Below are 18,772 nucleotides of genomic sequence, written 5' to 3'. Positions count from 1 at the left end.
TTCTTTTTTGGGAAATGGCAGAGCAGTAAAGAAAGAGATAAAAAGATGTTAGAAAAAAACAGTATTATAGAGGTTGACATCATTGACCTCAGTCATGAAGGCAAAGGAGTGGCCAAGGTTGATGGCCGTGTCTTTTTTGTCGATAATGCCTTGCCTGGTGAGCGTATCCAAATGCGCGTGCTCAAGGTAAACAAATCGATTGGTTATGGCAAGGTCGAAGCCTTACTTGAAACCTCAGAGGATCGAAACCAAGACCTCAACCTAGATTACCTGCGCACAGGGATTGCTGACCTTGGCCATCTCACCTATGAGGCCCAATTAGCCTTCAAGCAAAAACAGGTCCAAGATAGCCTTAGAAAAATCGCTGGAAATACAGCAATAGAAGTCCTGCCAACCTTCGGCATGGCCAATCCTCTTGCCTACCGCAACAAGGCCCAAGTCCCCGTGCGACGGGTCAATGGCCAACTAGAAACAGGCTTCTTCCGCAAAAATTCCCATGACTTGATGCCGATTGAGGACTACTATATCCAACACCCTGAGATTGATGCCCTCATCAACATGACAAGAGACCTGTTGCGCCGTTTTGACCTCAAGCCTTATGACGAACTCGCGCAGACCGGTCTGATCCGCAATCTCGTTGTCCGTCGTGGACATTACACGGGCGAGCTCATGCTGGTCTTGGTGACGACACGGCCTAAGCTTTTTCGGATTGAGCAAGTGATTGACCAGCTGGTCGCAGCCTTTCCAAACCTGGTTTCCATTATCCAAAACATCAATGATAAAAATACCAATGCCATCTTTGGAGCTGAGTTTCGGACCCTTTATGGCAAAGACAGCATCACAGACACCATGTTGGGTAACCAGTATGCCATCTCAGCGCCATCTTTCTATCAAGTTAACACCGAAATGGCGGAAAAACTCTACCAAACGGCTATTGATTTCTCAGAATTGACAGCAGACGATGTGGTTGTTGATGCTTACTCAGGTATTGGAACCATCGGTCTTTCCTTTGCTAAAGACGTTCAGCATGTCTATGGGGTTGAAGTGGTCGAAAGTGCGGCTGCAGATAGCCGAGCAAATGCGGAACGAAATGGTATCACTAACGCCACCTATGTCTGTGATACAGCTGAAAATGCCATGGCGAAGTGGGTCAAAGAAGGCATCAAACCAACCGTCATCGTCGTTGATCCTCCGCGTAAAGGCCTGACCGAAAGCTTTATCCGAAGCTCGGTGGAAGTAGCACCGAAGAAAATCACCTACATCTCCTGCAACCCGGCCACCATGGCGCGAGACATCAAACTCTATGAAGAACTTGGCTACAAGCTCCAAAAAGTCCAGCCCGTTGACCTCTTCCCGCAGACGCATCATGTTGAGGCAGTTGGTTTGTTAGTCAAGGAGTAAACCGAGGAAGAATGGCAAATTTAATATGAAAAGAGGAAATTATGACACGACAACCATTTGAGGAATATTTAAAAGGGATTGACAATCTCGAACACCGCGAGAAGGTAGCCACCATCCTCCATTGGATAATGGAGGAATTTCCTGAATTGGAACCCGTCATCAAGTGGAATCAACCTATGGTAACCCATAATGGAACATATATCTTTGGCCTAAGTGTTAGTAAGCAACATATATCAGTTAGTCCTGAAGTAGCAACAATTAAACAGTTTAAAGAAGATATTGAAAAAAGTGGTTATTCATACACGGACAATATTATTCGTATAAAATGGAAAGAAACGATAGATTATGATCTTATAAGAAAGCTGATTACCTTTCAAATGGAAGAAAAAGCAGGATTTACTAAATTTTGGAGATAGCATCAAAAAGTATAAGTGGCATTGCTATTTAAGGAGGTATAATCAACGACAGATAACAAGTATCCTAGTTTAAAAATAATTGAGCCGATATTTTCGGATTCTGTTGTTTTAGAAAAAAATAGGAGTCATTTGCTTTAGTGAATTAAAGAGTATGTACTGTGGAGGTGCTTTTTACCCACCCAAATTTACATCAGATTTTAACCAAAATTTTTTCAAATCGGAGCTTGATAGTCTTTCTGAGTTTGCAGAGAATTTTGATCTTAAAAATAATTGTTCGACGGGAGGAAGAGCGCTATTATCTGCTAATTCTTTAAGACGTAAAGATCAGAACCATTCTGCTAAAGGGTCAAAATACCAAAAGTCAATTTTTTAGACTGGACATATTCTAGGGCATCAGTTAATTTATAATATTCCTGGTTTTAATTATAATCCTAGTAACAGAAGCAATATTTTCAATTTTTTAGTGGAAAGGTGCTAAGAAGTGGAAAACTCAAATTAGGAGGAAACCCTGAACCAAAAAGTAATACTTAACAAAAATCAAAATCTGATATATAATACTTATATGACATTTACACAAGATCAAATCACAGAACTCAAATCAGCTCTAAAAGATAACCACCTTTCTTCCTATCATAAACGGATTCAAGCGGTCTATTTACGCTCACAAAACTTGACCTACAAAGCTATTTCTGACTTAATCGGTTTATCTCATGATACCATTTGGCGTTTGGTGAAAAAATATAAACAAGAAGGTCTCTCTGCTCTAACCCATGATGTACGAGGAGGCCGTCATCGTTCTTATCTCACATACGAAGAAGAACAAGCGTTCTTAAAAGAACAGTTTGTTGGTAGTGCTTCAGGACAATTTGTCACCATTGCAAAGATGCATGAGGCTTATCAAACTAAAATCGGGAAAAAGACAACCCGAGAAGGATTCTATGCGCTGTTGAAGCGTCACGGTTGGCACAAAGTGACACCAAGACCCGAACATCCTAAAAAGGCAGATGTCAAAACAATTTTGGCGTCTAAAAATAAAATCTACCTTCAAGAAGAAAAGAAAGCGCTTTAAACATAGCCGTCGTTACCATAAAGTTAGACTTCGCTTTCTTATTTCTAGGCTCAGGAAAAAGTCTGCTCTCCCCAGCAAACTTTTTTGTACCAAGATGAAGCAGGGTTCGGACGGATCAGTAAACTTGGGAAGGCGTGGCACCAAAAGGAGTGCGTCCTCATATTCATAGCCACTATATCCGAGAATACCGATACTGCTATGGCGCTGTCGATGCCCACACAGCGGAATCTTTCTTCATCATTGCTGGGGGTTGTAATACCGATTGGATGAATGCGTTTCTCAAGCAATTATCTGAAGCCTACCCGAATGACTATATTTTACTCGTGATGGATAACGCTGTATGGCATAAATCACGGACCTTAGAGAAACCTGCCAATATTGGCTTTACGTTCATTCCTCCTTATACGCCTGTGATGAATCCGATTGAGCAAGTCTGGGGTGAGATACGTAAGAGAGGATTTAAGAATAAGGCCTTTAAGACGCTTGGTGAGGTCATTGACAAGCTACAAGAGGTGATACAAAGCCTGCATTGGTCTGTGTTGAAGCCCATTGTTCATAGAAATTGGGTGTTTTCAGATTTTGATGTTGGATGAGTATAAAAAATCTGTTGTAAGACTGGGAAAGTGACAATCCTACCTTATATGAAATTGCCAATAGTGTGCGCGAGAGAATATTGCAACTGGTTGATACAGTAGACAAAGAAGTGAAATATGGCGGTATTTTGTTTGCCGCACCTGAACCGTTTTGTGGCATTTTTGTTTATAAGCAACATGTATCTGTGGAATTTAGTCATGGCGCCGAGATAGTAGACCCATACGGTTTATTAGAGGGCAAAAGCCGTCGTCATTTGAAATGACATGCTATCCTATGAATGTTGGATTAGAAGAAGACTGGAAAAAATTAATTGGATTTGTAAAAGACAATTATGGTTATTTAGATGTACTGGTGAATAATGCAGGTATTGAAATGGGAAAAGATATCCATGCCATGTCTTTTGAAGAGTTCAAAATGATGCAAAACTGTAATGTAGACGGTGTATTTTTAGGTAGTAAATATGCTTATGAAGTCTTGGTAAAACATGGGGATGCTAGTATTATCAATATTTCATCTGTTTCCTCAAAACGTTCTGGTCCAAACTGTGGTAATGATGCTGGGTACAGTGCTTCTAAAGCAGCCGTTAATTTGTTAACGAAGCATGTTGCTTATACCTATGCTCCAGATGGCATTCGTGTCAATGTGATTTTACCGGGTGGTATTCGTACTCCGATGGTGGATGAATCCTTGAAGAATGTTCCAAATGCAACAGATTATCTAAAAAGCATCAATCCACTTCCCCCACATCTAGGAAAAGTGGAAGACATTGCCGATCTAGTCTATTTTGTTGCTTCAGCTGAAAATGCCTATATGAATGGTGCTGAATTAGTTAGCGATAGTGAAATGATAACATATTAATGATTTTCTGAAATCATACAAACTCATAGTCGAATAAACAGGCTGTCTTAAATCTGGAATAAGACAGCCTGTTTTTAATATGATTGAGAACTGTAATGGGTAATATTATTTGCTGCTTTCAGTAAGTATAGGGAAAGAAACACAAAATAAGACAATGCGCTATCCAGCAACGAGACGATGGCTTTGAATTGACTGAGGTAGTGCGACTAAAGGATAAAACTATTGGATTTAGGAATTGATAAATGTATGAGAATAACCTGCCAATGGTGGGCCCATTCCGTTTTCTATGATATAATAATAGTACCAATGTTCCTTGAGAGAGGGTGTGGGAGGAAGGATGATTCAATTAATTGCTACGGATATGGATGGCACCTTTTTAGACCATGAGGGAAGCTATGATAAGGCCCGTTTTCGTCGGATTTTAAATCAATTAGCTAATAAAAACATTCAGTTTGCTGTGGCTAGTGGACGCTCTTACTTGGCACTTGAGGGCTTGTTTGCAGAATTTAAGGATGAGATCATTTTTATTGCTGAAAATGGCAGTCTGGTTATGGAAAAGGACGTTTGCCATTTTGAAGCCGTCATGACGCCAGAGCTCTATCTCTCTATTATTAGCCGCTTGGGAGATAGCCCCTTTCCATGTGAAGCCTTTCTTTTATCAGGACGAAAGGCTGGTTATGTTTTAGACACTGTTTCTTCTGACTATCTGACATTTATCACCCGCTATTACGAAAATGTGGTCCAGGTTTCTGATTTTTCAGAAATAGATGACGATATTTTTAAAATCACTGCTAATTTCTCAGAAGACCAAGTCCTTGATGTCGCTAATTGGCTGACGCAAGAAATTCCTGGTGTCACAGCCATGACCACTGGGTTTCAATCGATCGATATTATCCGGGAAGACATTGACAAAGAAACTGGGTTAGCAAGTCTTTGTCAGTATTTGCATCTCTCTCCTGACCATGTCCTGGCCTTTGGAGATAATCTCAATGATTATCGGATGTTAGAGTTTGCGGGAACGGCAATAGCGACAGCAAATGCTCGGAAAGAAATCAAACAGATTGCAGATTTAGTGATTGGCTCTTGTGAGACCGAAGCAGTTCAGACCTACATTGAGGAGAATGTATGACCGAGATAAAATTATTGGCACTTGACTTAGATGGCACGTTGTTGAATTCAGATAAACAGATTTCCATTGAAAACCAGAAAGCTTTGCGAGCAGCGCGTGATAAGGGCGTAAAAGTTGTCCTAACTACAGGGCGTCCCCTAGCAGCTATCGGTGACTTTTTAGAAGAGTTGGACTTGGTCCATGAAGACGAATTTGCCATTACCTTTAATGGTGGCCTCATCCAGCGCAATACCGGAGAGATTTTAGATAAGGTAACCTTTGGTTATGAAGAAGTTAAGGCTATTAAAGCCTTAACGGATAAACTTGGTCTATCCCTTGATCTTTTAGATGATGGGGATGTTTATGCCTTGCATTCGCCTGTACCGACCCTTTATCCAACCTGCAATGCCAGTCTCAATCACATGCCCACAGCTTTTGAAGAGTTAGATTCTAAACAGACCTTCAACAAGGCAGTCAGTTCTTGTAAGTCGGATTTGATTGATCGGCAACTCCCTAACATTCCGCAGAGTTTTCATGATCGCTTTGAGATTTTTAAATCACGAGCGATTATTTTGGAATGGAACCCTAAAGGCGTCCACAAGGCAAATGGTTTGGCCAGTTTGATTAAGATACTAGGCCTAAAACAAGAAGAGGTCATGGCCTGTGGAGACGAAGCTAATGATATGAGCATGGTCAAATGGGCTGGCTATGGGGTTGCTATGGGGAATGCGACAGATGAACTTAAAAATGCTGCAGACATTGTCGCGCCAATGACCAATGACGAAGATGCTGTCGCTTGGGCAGTCAAGACCTATATTTTGAAAGAGGATTAGAATGGGATTATTTGACCGATTATTTGGAAAAAAGAAAGATCAAGACGAACACAGTAAAGACGAGGTTGCACCTGACCAAGAGCATCAACTTGACCAGGACCAAGATCCGATGAATTGGGAGACGGTTTCTGAACAGGCAGAAGATGGTTTTGCTGAGGATGTGGCCAAAGCACCAGAGGCTGATGAATTAGAGGAAACCTTTGAGAATAACCTTTTAGCTGATCAAGCCAGCTCAGCAGAACATTTTTTTGAAGACGAAGTGGCTGTTCCAGAAGAACACCTCAGCTTTCCTCAGGATGCGCTTACTGACCATGAAACGACTGATTGGGAATCAATTAGTCATCTAGCAGAAGACAGTTTTGCGACAGAAATAGCGGAAACCATTACTCAAATAGATGGAACAAAGCCGTCTTCCGAAGAATCTTCAATTGTAGATCAAGCTGCCTCAGCAGAAGTATTTTTTGAAGACGAGGTAGTTGTTCCAGAAGCAAATCGGGACTTCCCGCAGGAAGAAATCCTTGTCCCAGAAGATGTGATGTCACAATCTGAGGAGCAGGCCACACCAGAATTGATTCAAACTGATGAAGCAGATCTAGTTGAAGGACAAGCCTTCCCAACAGAAGCGGATGCCTACCATGCTGCGGACGAAGAACATCAGGCTGAAACGAGACTGAGCGATGAAGCGACCGAATCATCCCTGCCTTCGGGTCATCAGGAAGTAACAGACTCTACCACTGAACCAAGGTCTGTAGAAACGGTTGACCATGTGCCATCAAGCTTAGAGCGGGCCATGGAAATCTTGCGCGACAAGGAAAAAAGAGCTGCTGCAGTTGAAGAGGCAGAAGCCCGTAAAGCTGAAGAAGACAGATTAGCTGCCGAGCGAGCTACTGAAGAGGAACGGTTAGCTGCGCAAGAACGTCAAGAAACAACAGAAGAAAAATATGAGCGCAGCCTTAAGAAAACACGGACTGGCTTTGGTGCCAAACTCAATGCTTTCTTTGCTAATTTCCGTACCGTAGATGAGGAGTTTTTTGAGGACCTAGAAGAACTGCTCATCACCAGTGATGTAGGCGTTCAGGTCGCAACCACCTTAACTGAAGAACTTCGGCAAGAAGCGAAATTAGAAAATGCCAAAAAACCTGAGGACCTTCGTCGTGTCATCATTGAAAAATTAGTCGATATTTATGAGCAGGATGGCGATTTTGAAGCCGAGAAAATCCGTCTGCAAGAGGGATTAACGGTTATGCTTTTTGTTGGTGTTAATGGTGTTGGTAAAACCACTTCCATCGGTAAATTAGCCAATAAATATAAAAAAGAAGGCAAAAAGGTCATGCTCGTCGCAGCCGATACGTTTCGTGCTGGAGCCGTTGCTCAGTTAGTTGAATGGGCCCGTCGAGTTGATGTTGCTGTAGTGACGGGACCTGAAAAATCGGACCCAGCCAGCGTGGTCTATGATGGAATGGAACGGGCTGTAGCAGAAGGCATTGACATCCTTATGATTGATACAGCAGGTCGTCTCCAAAATAAGGACAATTTAATGGCTGAGTTGGAAAAAATCGGTCGTATTATCAAGCGCGTGCTCCCAGACGCACCTCATGAGACCTTGTTAGCCTTGGACGCGTCAACCGGTCAAAACGCTCTTGTACAAGCTAAAGAATTTTCAAAAATCACCCCCTTAACAGGCTTAGTCTTGACCAAGATTGACGGAACAGCTCGAGGTGGTGTTGTCTTAGCCATCCGTCAAGAATTGGATATTCCTGTTAAACTGATTGGGTTTGGTGAAAAGATCGATGATATTGGTCAGTTTGATTCAGAAGACTTTATGCGTGGACTTTTGGAAGGCTTAGTTTAGGTAGGTGAGGTTAGGATAATGCACACAGAACACTACAAAGATAATATTCACGCCCCGTGGGGTCAGATTTTCTACACGATTCTATTTGCGCATCTCATGGATATCAAGAACAAGCAAGTGCTCGATTTTGGCTCAGGGTTTGGTTTAACGGCAGATTTTTTATCAGCTAATAATGAGGTCATAGCTATAGAACCAAATGCAGACATGGTCTCAGACCGTTTTGGTAAAGATAGTTACCGTCAATTGACAGGAAGTCTTGAACTTCTCAGCCAGTTTCCCAATGATTATTTTGATGTGATTATTTGCCATAATGTACTCGAATATGTCTCATCTGATTCCAGAGCCATTTACCTAAGAGAACTTGCCCGAGTCCTAAAGCCTGGAGGACAACTCTCTTTGGTCAAACATAATGCAGCTGGCAAGGCGATGCATAAAGCTGTTTTTGAAAATGAAAGTATACAGGCACTTCGCTTGATTTCTGGGGATGGTTCTTATGAATCGACAGCCCTTGGACACGGGCAGGTTTATGATTTGGAAAGTCTCTTGCCTCACAGTGGCTTGTCCATTGAAAACTATCGTGGTATCCGGACCTTTTACGGTTTGCAAGACAATAAATTTAAACGCGAAAGCGATTGGATACGGCGAATGACTAAGTTAGAACTAGGTGTAGCCGACAAGTCCCCTTATCGAGATGTTGCCTTCTTTCATCACTATACCTTGCGAAAATAGCATCATCATGAAACCCTTCTATTAAAATGGAGGGGTTTTGTTTATGGAAGAATGCTTTTCACGATAACATTCTATAGTAACTTTTAACTTTTTAAACAGTTCGAAGAAAAAAGAGTAGTTAGGTGCCTAAATTTTCTAAACAATAAATGCGAGGGCTAACCATTTATTAATTTGCATTAACAAGAAAAATAGCATCGTTTACTAGATAAGTGTCTAGAATGAGTCTAAAGAAAATGATAATGCAGTTTTGGAAAAAGTAGCAACAGGATTTTTAAAACCTCACGCTATCCTGGAAGATTTTCCAGAACAACTTATTAAATGCTATTCAGATTCGTTACTTTTCGCATATCATTTTATACATCAACTAAAAATCTATTTTAGAGAAGCAGTTTATTTTAATCTTTGAATGGGATTGTGATACAATAGAATATGTAAGCGGTTCCTTGTCTTTTTGTTAAACCTTGTACACTAAGAAGTAGTGATGGTATTAATATGGACAGTATCTAGTGATTTTTTGGTAGAAAAATTTGAATGCGGGTTACTCGAGTTAGGACGGAACTCGATTTTTTGTAGCAATATCTTAGAATCTGCAAATTGTTAAGTTGCTTGATTGTAGCCTTAGTACTTGGATTAGAACTTCATTATAGATTTGAAAAATACTTAAAATTTGTCTTGGCTGTCGATTCAGGTAATGCTAGATCTCCATAAACAGGTTATTTAGAGAAATGGAATTTGAAGCGACTCATTAGTATATTGATGTTCCTTGATTAGCGTTATAGAAAGAGACAAAAGGGAGCGCTGTTATGAAATAGACAGTCCTTATTATCATCAGAGGAGGAAAAGCTATGGATAAATATTACCGATTATTAAAAGATAAATTCCCTACAAAAGCTGCTGTTCTCACTGAAATTATAAATCTGGAAGCCATCCAACTGCTTCCCAAGGGGACAGAATTTTTTATCAGTGACCTGCATGGTGAGTTTGGGGCTTTTGATTATCTCTTAAGGAATGGCTCAGGTATTCTGAGAAGAAAAATGGAAGAGTGTTTTGAAAATCGTTTGACGCATGAAGAACAAGAAGCACTTGCCCAACTCATGTACTTTCCAAAGGAAAAGATTGCGAGAGATCGAGCGGTTATGGGAACTGTAGAACTGCAAAAGTGTTTGCATCATCAGTTACCACAGATTATTCTACTAGTTCAATACTTAGCTAGTAAATACACACGATCTAAGGTCAGAAAGCTATTGCCGCCGACCTTTTCTTATATTATTGAGGAATTATTGGCTGAGATTGAACGACAAAAAGATAAGGAAGATTATGTAAGAGCTATTGTTGAAAAGGTCACAGCGTTGGGTAGCTTGGAGGAATTAATCATAGCTCTTTCTAGTCTTGTTCAGGAATTAGCGGTGGACCATTTACATGTAGTAGGCGATATTTATGATCGTGGACCAAGTCCAGACCTAATTATGGAACGCTTGCTTGATTTGCGATCTGTTGATATTCAATGGGGAAACCATGATATCACCTGGATGGGAGCTATGGCTGGCTCTCTGATTTGTATGGTGAATGTTATCCGAATAGCTGCTCGCTATAATAATCTGAGTTTAATTGAAGACAGTTATGGTATTAACCTTAGGCCTTTGATCTCCTATTGTCAGGCATATTATCAACCTTTACCATCTTTTACACCGATTTTAGACGGTAAGGAGATAGCTCAGGAACAGGCGATTATACTTAATCAGCTCCAACAGGCGACAGCTGTATTACAATTTAAATTGGAAGATGCTGTTATTGCACGCCATCCAGAATGGCAGATGGAGCACCGGCGCCTTTTAAGGAATGTATCTATGAGAGATAATACGGTTAGGATTGGTGAGGAGACTTATCCTCTAAAGGACTTCACGACAGTATGTCTTGACAATGATAATCCTTGCCGACTAAGCTCTGCCGAAGAAAGCCTTCTGCAACATCTTATGGCTAATTTTCAGTCTTCTGAAAAGCTTAAACGGCACATCGATTTTCTCTTTGAAAAAGGTTCAATGTATCTATGTTATAATGACACTCTCCTTTACCATGGCTGCATTCCACTAACAGAAGATGGCGGCTTTAAAAGTATGCAGTTAGGGGACAAATCATACGCAGGGAAGGCCTTGTTAGATGCCTTTGAGGACCGGATAAGGACTGCTTACTATCATCCAACTGTCGGCGAATCAGAAGTTACAGATGTTTTTTGGTATCTGTGGACAGGAGAGTGCTCGTCTTTATTTGGAAAGGAAGCAATGACGACTTTTGAAAGGTATTACATTTCAGACAGGAAGACCCATCAGGAAAAGAAAAATACCTATTATCACTTACGTGATCAAGAAGAAACTTGTCATAGGATTTTAAGAGCCTTTGGCCTAAGTGAAGAGCACCACATTGTAAATGGTCATACCCCAGTCCGTGAAATTGATGGGGAAAACCCGATTAAAGCTAATGGACGCTTATTAGTCATTGATGGCGGATTTGCAAAAGGCTATCAGCAAAAGACTGGAAGAGCAGGTTATACACTTGTTTCAAATAGCTTTGGTTTGGAGCTTGTGGCTCACCTTCCTTTCCAATCTATCACGACCGTTTTAAATGGTCAGTCTGGTATCATGGCAACCAAACGTCTAGTTGAAGAAGCAACTCATCGAAAATTGATTTGTGATACAACGATCGGACAAGAATTATCCCAGGAAATTCTCGACCTAGAATGGCTATATCGAAATTTTGAAGATTATTAAACTAAGAAACACCCTTTCATCCATTAATGAGAGGGTGTTTCTAAATTTCTATGGTAAATTCAGTTAATCCAGCAAACCATGCTCGCGGTACCACTCATCAGGATGCCAGTACCATTGCGTATCAAAGGCTTCCAGCATATCAAAGGCTGCTTGTGGGCCCATGGTGCCAGCAGGGTACGTGTGGAGAGGGACAGTATTGTCTTTCCAGAGTTTAACGACACGATCAATCAATGCCCAGCTGGCTTTGACTTCACGCCAGTGGCTAAAGTTAGTTGAATCACCATTTAGGGCGTCAAACATTAGTTTCTCGTATGCTTCAGGCGAGTTAGCAGTCGCTTGGCCACTATGGCGGAATTTCAGATCGACAGGTGTGATATTAAAGTCAGTACCCACTTGTTTTCCGTTGATGTGAAGAGAGAACCCTTCTGTCGGCTGGATATAAATGGTTAGCACATTTTGTTCAAACTCTTGACCAAAAATATTCTGTGTGGGCTTGAAGATAATGTTCACACGAGTGCCTTTTTCGGTCATGCGTTTGCCTGTGCGGAAGAAGAAAGGCACATCCTTAAACCGCTCAGTGTCAACAAAGAAGGTACCTGCCGCAAATGTTTCTGTTTGCGAGTTTTCAGAGACATTTGGCTCATCAAGATAGCTGATGTAGTCGTGCTTGTTGATACGACCAGCAACATATTGCCCGCGGACAAAGTTTTTCTTCAGCTCCTCATCAGACTGGTGACGGAGATTTTCAAAAACCTTGATTTTTTCCTGACGGATGGCATGTTCATCGAAGGTTTCAGGCTTATCCATCGCCAAGATGGAGAGCAATTGCAAGGTATGGTTTTGGACCATGTCTTTGAGGGCACCAGACGTGTCATAATAGCCTGCACGTTCCTCAACACCGATGCTTTCGGCAAATGTAATCTGGATATTATCGATGTATTGGTTGCTCCACATTTGCTCGAAAATGGGGTTAGCAAAGCGAACCGCAAAGATATTTTGCACCATTTCTTTTCCGAGATAGTGGTCAATGCGGTAAATCTGATTTTCCTCAAAAGCTTCCGCTAATTCCTGATTCAGTTGTTCAGCTGTTTCCAAGTCTGTTCCAAAAGGTTTTTCAATGATTAAGCGTTCAAAACCTTGACCGTCTACAATCTGTTCTGACTTGAGGTGCTTAGCAATGGTCCCAAAGAATTCAGGAGCCATGGATAAGAAGAAAATTTTATTCCCTTCTGTAAAATACTGCTCTGCTAGCTCATCCTGTAGTTTCTTCAAGGACTGGTAATGCGCTGTGTCATTAACATCATGGCTTTGGTAGTAGAAGTGGCTAGCAAATTCCGCTGCTTGACGTGGGTTGTCAGGAAGTTCTCCGAGCGATTCAATGACCACTTCTTCAAAGTATTCTTTGGTCCATGGACGGCGAGCAGTTCCAATAACTGCAAAGTTTTCAGCTAAATGGCCTGATTTATAGAGTCGAAAAAGGGCAGGGTAGAGCTTGCGTTTAGCAAGGTCACCACTAGCTCCGAAAAAGGTAAAAAGTACTTTTGCTGGCATAGTCGTTTCCATTTCATTCAAGGTGATATCTTAGAGAAATTCCGACATCATGCACTACTAATGGCTAATATCCTGAGAAGAGATTTAAGCTATGGGATAGCGTGATGATGAATTTCGATGAGTGTGAGCCATTTTGCTCTATTAGTTTCTATTTTATCATAAATTGTCAGATAATTTCTAATTTTGGGTGCGAAAAGTTAAAAAAAGCTTAAAATACTTCCTTTTTTCTGAAAGGAAGCTTAAAGCATTTGTAAAAGGGTGAAATTTTAAAAAAACTTTCAGAAAAGTCCTTTAGACTGATTGCAATCAAAAGAAAGAGAGGACAGGACATGTCTAAAGCACCTATCATTTTAATTCCATCCTATCGTCCTGATCAAAAATTAATTCATACATTAAAGGAGCTGCGTCTCATTAGCTCACAACCTGTTGTCGTTGTGGATGACGGGAACACAAGCACCTCTGAAAAAAATTTATTCTTGAAACTCAGCAACCTGAAAGATGTTCATATTGTGCACCATGCTGAAAATCGTGGGAAAGGCGCTGCTTTAAAAACAGGTTTTAAGTATATTTTGAACCACTTCCCTGAGGCGGTTGGTGTGGTGACAGCAGATGCGGATGGCCAGCATTCGCCATCAGATGTGTTAAAAGTTTCTGAGCAGCTCTTAAAAACGCCAGAAGCACTTGTCTTAGGAATGCGGGAATTCTCAGGCGATGATGTTCCTTTTAGAAGCCGATTTGGTAATGAAGTGACAGCCTTTATCTTTAAATTGTCAACAGGTATTTCCTGTCCTGATACGCAAACCGGACTAAGAGGTCTTTCACGACAAGAAATGACCCATGCTATGGCTGTAAAAGGCGATCGTTTCGAATACGAAATGAATCAACTGCTAGATTCAGCCCGTCGTAAAGTAACCTTTACGCGTGTTCCGATTGAAACGATCTACATTGATGATAATGCGACCAGTCACTACAATCCGATTAAAGATTCAATCAAAATTTTAAGTGCGATTTTTAAGTTTATGTTGGCGTCCTCAGTAGGAACAGTTGTAGATCTCAGCCTATTTTTCCTTTTGGCAGGTTTTGTTTTTCCTGCTACGGTATCTGGGATTTTATGGTCAACAGTTATCTCCAGAGTCATTTCCGGAATAGTTAACTATACGATTAACGTCAAATGGGTATTTGGGTCTAAAAATGATAAAGGAACCTTTCTACGTTATGGTCTCTTATTCTTAGGTATTATGGCTCTAAGTGCCATTCTAGTGGGAGGTACTAGTCAAGTCTTTGGCTATCATTTCTTTTTAAAACTGATTATTGATACTTTCTTGTTTGTCATCTCCTATAAAGTGCAACAAGAGTTCGTTTTTAGACCTCAACAAAGACTGCCTCTGGTAAAAACGGCTAACCAAATGCGACCATCTATTACTCAAAAGCTTGGGTAACTGGTCACCTCTCGCATTTCATGGGGAATTAGTGATCTAGGTTAAGAGGAGTGGGAGAGAGTTTCTCAAACCTTAAAGAATGCTTACTTTAAGATTCGTGCAAGAAAAAATTAAGAAACTTTCAAGAAAAGGACTGTAAACTTAGCTTATCAAAATGTTATACCTTTGAAATAGTAGAAATGAGGTGGCCACATGGCAAAAGATTTTTTTAAGCGAAAAGAAAAAAAGTATGTTTTAACCCAATCTCAATTTGAGGCTTTCAAGGAGCTCTTGGAAAACAAGATGGAACGCGATCCCTATTATGTAACGCAAAACAATACCATTTATTTTGACAATGACAATGATGAAATGATTGTGAATTCTATCCATGGAACGGATTATAAATGTAAAGTCAGAGCTCGTCATTATGCAGGTACTGGCCAAACCTTCTTGGAAATTAAATCTAAGATTTATGGAACAGTTTTTAAACGCCGCATTATTCTTACCTTGGAACAATACAATGATTTTCTAGAAACAGGTCTTTTGCCAAAGAGTCAAATTGGGCGTGAGATTAGTTATGTCTTTGAGGACAAAGAGCTGTATCCTAAGATATTTATTATATACAACAGAACGTCCTACAAGACTAAGGAAGAACAGTCAGACTTAAGGATTACTTTTGATGAGGATTTGCGGTCATCTACCCACAACCTTGATATTACCCTTGACGAGGAGATGACTCGCTATTTTGAAGAGCCCCGTATCATCATGGAAATCAAGACCAAGGAAGGCATGCCTCCATGGTTAGTCGATTACATCTCTAGCCATCACATTTACCCACAGTCTTTCTCTAAATACGGTAAAATTTTTACCAAAGCGAGATTAAGCCAGATCAGAAAGGAGCAACACGCTCATGTTTAATTCAGTCCTTACAGGTGGCATTACCGCCCAATCCCTTTTTATAACATCATGTGCCTCCATTGTTTTTGGTCTCGCCATTGCTTGGGTCCATACGAAGACTTCATCCTACTCGAAGAACTTTGCCATTACTCTCGTCACCCTGCCTGTCCTGGTGCAATTTGTCATTATGATGACCTCTGGAAGCCTTGGGACCGGGGTGGCTATCATGGGGACCTTCAGCTTGGTGCGTTTTCGTTCCATGCCAGGAACGTCTCGCGAATTAGTTAGTGTCTTTGCGGCCATGGCGGTGGGGCTCGTGACCGGGACCGGTTACGTAGGGTTTGCAGGTGTAGCGACGGGCATCATCGCCATCTTGCTCTTGACCCTTCATTTCACAAATCTCTTTGATCCAAGTGAGACGACCCAGTACCTGACCATTTCCATGCCTGAGGATGTCGAGCACGAGCAGGTGCTTCGCCCCGTTTTTGAAGAATACCATGTTAAGGCGACTCTTGACAATATCCGTCTTAAAAACATGGGGTCTATCTTTGAACTGAGCTATGACTTAGAATTGCCGAAAAACATGGACCGTAAGGCTTTTATCAATGACTTACGTATCCGAAACCGCAATCTATCAATTATTCTCGGCAAAAACCCACTAAAAGGTGGATTGTAATTATAGTAAATTTGAGGTCAAAATGATTGTAGCCCAACTGAAAGGAGTCAATTATGACAACAAAAACACTAAAACGAACAGCTATTACCATTGCATGCTTAGCAACACTCCTAGCAGGGATCTATATCATGCCCTATGATGGCTAGTTTCTAAGTTTGCATTATATTATTAAGAACGAGATTTATTAAGGAGAAAAACGATGATTAAAACGACACGATTTAAACGATTGAGCTACGGTCTTATCTGTGGCTTGACCTTGCTAGTGACTGCGGCGTGCTCAAGTCAGTCCTCGGCTTCACAAGCAACAATAGCATCCTCAACGACCACAACTTCAAGTCAGACAGCAACATCATCTGACACAACTTCAAACACGTCCACTACAAGTGCAGCAGATATTGATTGGTCAGCTCTACCAACGACAGAGGTCACTTTGACAGATGAGGGCTTGACCATCACTGAAGCAGGAACCTATGTCTTAACAGGATCAACCACAGGTGGGGTTACGGTTAACACGACTGGAAATGTCCGCATTATCTTAGCGGGTGTTGAGATTTCAAGTGCAGATAATGCAGCCCTTTATGTCGAATCGGCTGACAATACGGTTATTGAGTTGCAAGATGGGACTGACAATACCATTTCAGACGCGACTGTCCATAGCGACACATCGATAGAAGGAACAGTGTACTCGAAAGATGACCTCTTTATCACCGGAAATGGTAATCTGACAGTTGAAGGTAATTACCAAGACGGGATTGTATCGAACGATGATTTGACCATTGAAGCAGGGAATATCACAGTTACTGCAACAGATGATGGTATCCGTGGTAAGGATTCGCTTATTGTGACTGGTGGCACTGTTTCAGTGACTGCTGGTGGTGATGGGATGAAAGCGACCAATGATGAGGATACGACTAAAGGCTACACGCATATCACGGGCGGTACCATTACTGTTGAAGCTGGCGATGATGCCATCAAGGCAGAATCAAGTCTTATCATCGATGGTGGTGATATAACCGTCACCAATAGTGTAGAAGCCCTTGAAGGAACTAATATAACCATCAATGGTGGTACACTTGACCTTTATGCGTCAGATGATACGATTAATGCGTCTAGCACCGTCTCTTCTGATATCTATGTTAAGATCACTGGTGGCGACCTGAAGATTGCGGTTGGCTCAGGGGATACAGATGCCATTGACTCTAATGGAGACATCTACATCTCAGGTGGTACCATAGATATCACGGCTCAGTCAGCCTTTGACTATGATGGCACAGCTGAATACACAGGTGGTACCCTGATTGTTAATGGGGTCACCCAAACTGAAATCACTGCTTCAGGCCCAGGAGCTATGGGTGGCATGGGCGGAGGCCCAGGTGGTCGCTAAATTGAAGACAAACGCCCCGCTAAGCAAAAGAGACTTAGCGGGTTTTTGGTTATGGTTGGTAGCTTGCTACAAAGCTTGTGCTTAGTATGGCACGTTTGACAAAGGAGCTGACTAGAGCTATTTCTTCAGCTGTGTGAGCACCATCACCCATACCACCTAGGCCACAAAGGGTTGGGATGCCCAATGATGTCAAAATGCCAGAATCTGAAGCGCCATTAACTTTGGTAGCTGATAGTTGGCCATAGCCAATCTTCTGAGCATTTTCAGCATAGGCTTCAAACAGGGCCATGACTTCTTGACTTGCTTCCATGCAGTCTATTTCCATCCGAACGGTGAGGTCTGTTTGCGTGTCGGGCACGGTCTGTTGGTGACACAGACTTTCGAGGTCTGCTAAGATTTCATCCCGCATGGCTAAGGTATTAAAGCGAATAGCGACGCTAACTGTAGCACTAGCTGGAATGACATTTTCGCTCGTTCCACCGATAATTTTGCCACAGTTAAGGAGTTTGCCCCGACTGTAGTCATTGAGCTGTTCGATGGCAATGATTTTATGCGCCATTTCTAAAATAGCAGAGCGTCCATCTTTTGGAGCATTTCCTGAGTGGGCGGGACGGCCAGTCACAGTGATATCGACAATCCCGCCTCCTTTTCGGCCGACCACGATACTATCATTCAGGAGACCGGTCTCAAAGTTAAGGCCATAGACGGCTCCTTTTGCTTCCTGACGAATGATGTCTTTGACATTTGAAAACATGTGTAGATTTTCCTCGTCACTGACCAGGATGTATTTGACCGGACGGGTAAAGTGAGGAAGAGCTTGCAGTGCTATTAAACTATAGAGTCCAATAACCACACCTGATTTCATATCCACAATTCCAGGACCATGAGCAAAACCGTCGTCATCAATCCTAAAAGGATTAGCTTTTGCAGTCCCATCAGGAAAGACAGTGTCTGTGTGGCCGATAAAAACGATCGGAGCTTCGTCGCTATTGGAATTAATTTCAGCGATGAGGACAGGCCCTGCACCATCCGCTTCAATGGTCCGGTTGGGGATATCGTATTGGTTCAAGGTGTTTTGAAGAATCTGAACGACCTGAGCAACACCAGCTGCATTTCGTGTGCCACTGTCGATGTTAATAATTGTTTCAACCAGTTTAATCAATTCGTTTTCTTTAGCATTTAGGTAATCTGTGATAAATGAGGTTGTCATAAAAGATTTCC

General features: G+C 41.6%; 15 protein-coding genes and 1 pseudogene. 14 read left to right on the top strand and 2 right to left on the bottom strand.

Annotated features, from left to right (window positions below):
• Window positions 1–45: 45 nt before the first annotated feature.
• The 10 genes and pseudogenes from rlmD (at window position 46) to ACVRYP_RS02855 (ending at window position 11,625) form a co-directional block, all read left to right on the top strand.
• Complete coding sequence (gene rlmD, locus ACVRYP_RS02900) at window positions 46–1,401, top strand: 23S rRNA (uracil(1939)-C(5))-methyltransferase RlmD (protein WP_447467273.1); 1,356 nt, start codon at window positions 46–48, stop codon at window positions 1,399–1,401.
• A gap of 41 nt (window positions 1,402–1,442) precedes the next feature.
• A complete protein-coding gene (locus ACVRYP_RS02895; protein ID WP_447467272.1) occupies window positions 1,443–1,817 on the top strand; it encodes an iron chaperone in 375 nt (124 codons plus the stop codon).
• Between the two features lie 562 nt (window positions 1,818–2,379).
• A pseudogene (locus tag ACVRYP_RS02890) lies at window positions 2,380–3,479 on the top strand (IS630 family transposase).
• Window positions 3,480–3,532: 53 nt separating this feature from the next.
• Window positions 3,533–3,742 carry a DUF1801 domain-containing protein gene (locus ACVRYP_RS02885; protein ID WP_447467327.1) on the top strand — a complete coding sequence of 70 codons (210 nt, stop codon included), beginning with the start codon at window positions 3,533–3,535 and terminating at the stop codon, window positions 3,740–3,742.
• A gap of 11 nt (window positions 3,743–3,753) precedes the next feature.
• Window positions 3,754–4,338, top strand: coding sequence for an SDR family NAD(P)-dependent oxidoreductase (locus ACVRYP_RS02880; protein ID WP_447467271.1), 585 nt, complete (start codon window positions 3,754–3,756; stop codon window positions 4,336–4,338).
• A gap of 337 nt (window positions 4,339–4,675) precedes the next feature.
• Entirely contained in the window at window positions 4,676–5,467 is a 792-nt protein-coding gene (locus tag ACVRYP_RS02875) for a Cof-type HAD-IIB family hydrolase (RefSeq protein ID WP_447467270.1), read from the top strand.
• Complete coding sequence (locus ACVRYP_RS02870; RefSeq protein ID WP_447467269.1) at window positions 5,464–6,279, top strand: Cof-type HAD-IIB family hydrolase; 816 nt, start codon at window positions 5,464–5,466, stop codon at window positions 6,277–6,279. The genes ACVRYP_RS02875 and ACVRYP_RS02870 overlap by 4 nt, the downstream gene beginning before the upstream one ends.
• A gap of 1 nt (window position 6,280) precedes the next feature.
• Window positions 6,281–8,131: a signal recognition particle-docking protein FtsY gene (gene ftsY / locus ACVRYP_RS02865; RefSeq protein ID WP_447467268.1), complete on the top strand. Its 1,851-nt coding sequence runs from the start codon at window positions 6,281–6,283 to the stop codon at window positions 8,129–8,131.
• Window positions 8,132–8,149: 18 nt separating this feature from the next.
• Complete coding sequence (locus ACVRYP_RS02860; RefSeq protein ID WP_447467267.1) at window positions 8,150–8,860, top strand: methyltransferase domain-containing protein; 711 nt, start codon at window positions 8,150–8,152, stop codon at window positions 8,858–8,860.
• Window positions 8,861–9,705: 845 nt separating this feature from the next.
• Window positions 9,706–11,625, top strand: coding sequence for a fructose-1,6-bisphosphatase (locus ACVRYP_RS02855; protein ID WP_447467266.1), 1,920 nt, complete (start codon window positions 9,706–9,708; stop codon window positions 11,623–11,625).
• Between the two features lie 63 nt (window positions 11,626–11,688).
• Here the strand turns inward: ACVRYP_RS02855 and zwf are convergent, their stop codons facing one another.
• On the bottom strand, window positions 11,689–13,176 hold the full coding sequence (gene zwf, locus ACVRYP_RS02850; protein WP_447467265.1) for a glucose-6-phosphate dehydrogenase: 1,488 nt from the start codon (window positions 13,174–13,176) through the stop codon (window positions 11,689–11,691).
• A 329-nt stretch (window positions 13,177–13,505) separates the two neighbouring features.
• Here zwf and ACVRYP_RS02845 point away from each other — a divergent pair, with 329 nt between their 5' ends.
• The 4 genes from ACVRYP_RS02845 to ACVRYP_RS02830 all read left to right on the top strand — a co-directional run bounded on the left by ACVRYP_RS02845 (window position 13,506) and on the right by ACVRYP_RS02830 (window position 17,551).
• Entirely contained in the window at window positions 13,506–14,615 is a 1,110-nt protein-coding gene (locus ACVRYP_RS02845; protein ID WP_447467264.1) for a glycosyltransferase, read from the top strand.
• 192 nt (window positions 14,616–14,807) lie between these two features.
• On the top strand, window positions 14,808–15,512 hold the full coding sequence (locus ACVRYP_RS02840) for a VTC domain-containing protein (RefSeq protein ID WP_447467263.1): 705 nt from the start codon (window positions 14,808–14,810) through the stop codon (window positions 15,510–15,512).
• Entirely contained in the window at window positions 15,505–16,167 is a 663-nt protein-coding gene (locus tag ACVRYP_RS02835; RefSeq protein WP_447467262.1) for a DUF4956 domain-containing protein, read from the top strand. Before ACVRYP_RS02840 ends, ACVRYP_RS02835 begins: the two co-directional genes overlap by 8 nt.
• Before the next feature lie 199 nt (window positions 16,168–16,366).
• Entirely contained in the window at window positions 16,367–17,551 is a 1,185-nt protein-coding gene (locus ACVRYP_RS02830) for a carbohydrate-binding domain-containing protein (RefSeq protein ID WP_447467261.1), read from the top strand.
• A 49-nt stretch (window positions 17,552–17,600) separates the two neighbouring features.
• Here ACVRYP_RS02830 and ACVRYP_RS02825 read toward each other — a convergent pair whose 3' ends face one another.
• Window positions 17,601–18,761, bottom strand: a complete 1,161-nt coding sequence (locus ACVRYP_RS02825; RefSeq protein ID WP_447467260.1) for a M20/M25/M40 family metallo-hydrolase — start codon at window positions 18,759–18,761, stop codon at window positions 17,601–17,603.
• Between the last annotated feature and the right edge of the window lie 11 nt (window positions 18,762–18,772).

The organism is Streptococcus rifensis (assembly GCF_053203525.1).
This window is presented reverse-complemented; position numbering and strand designations above follow the sequence as displayed.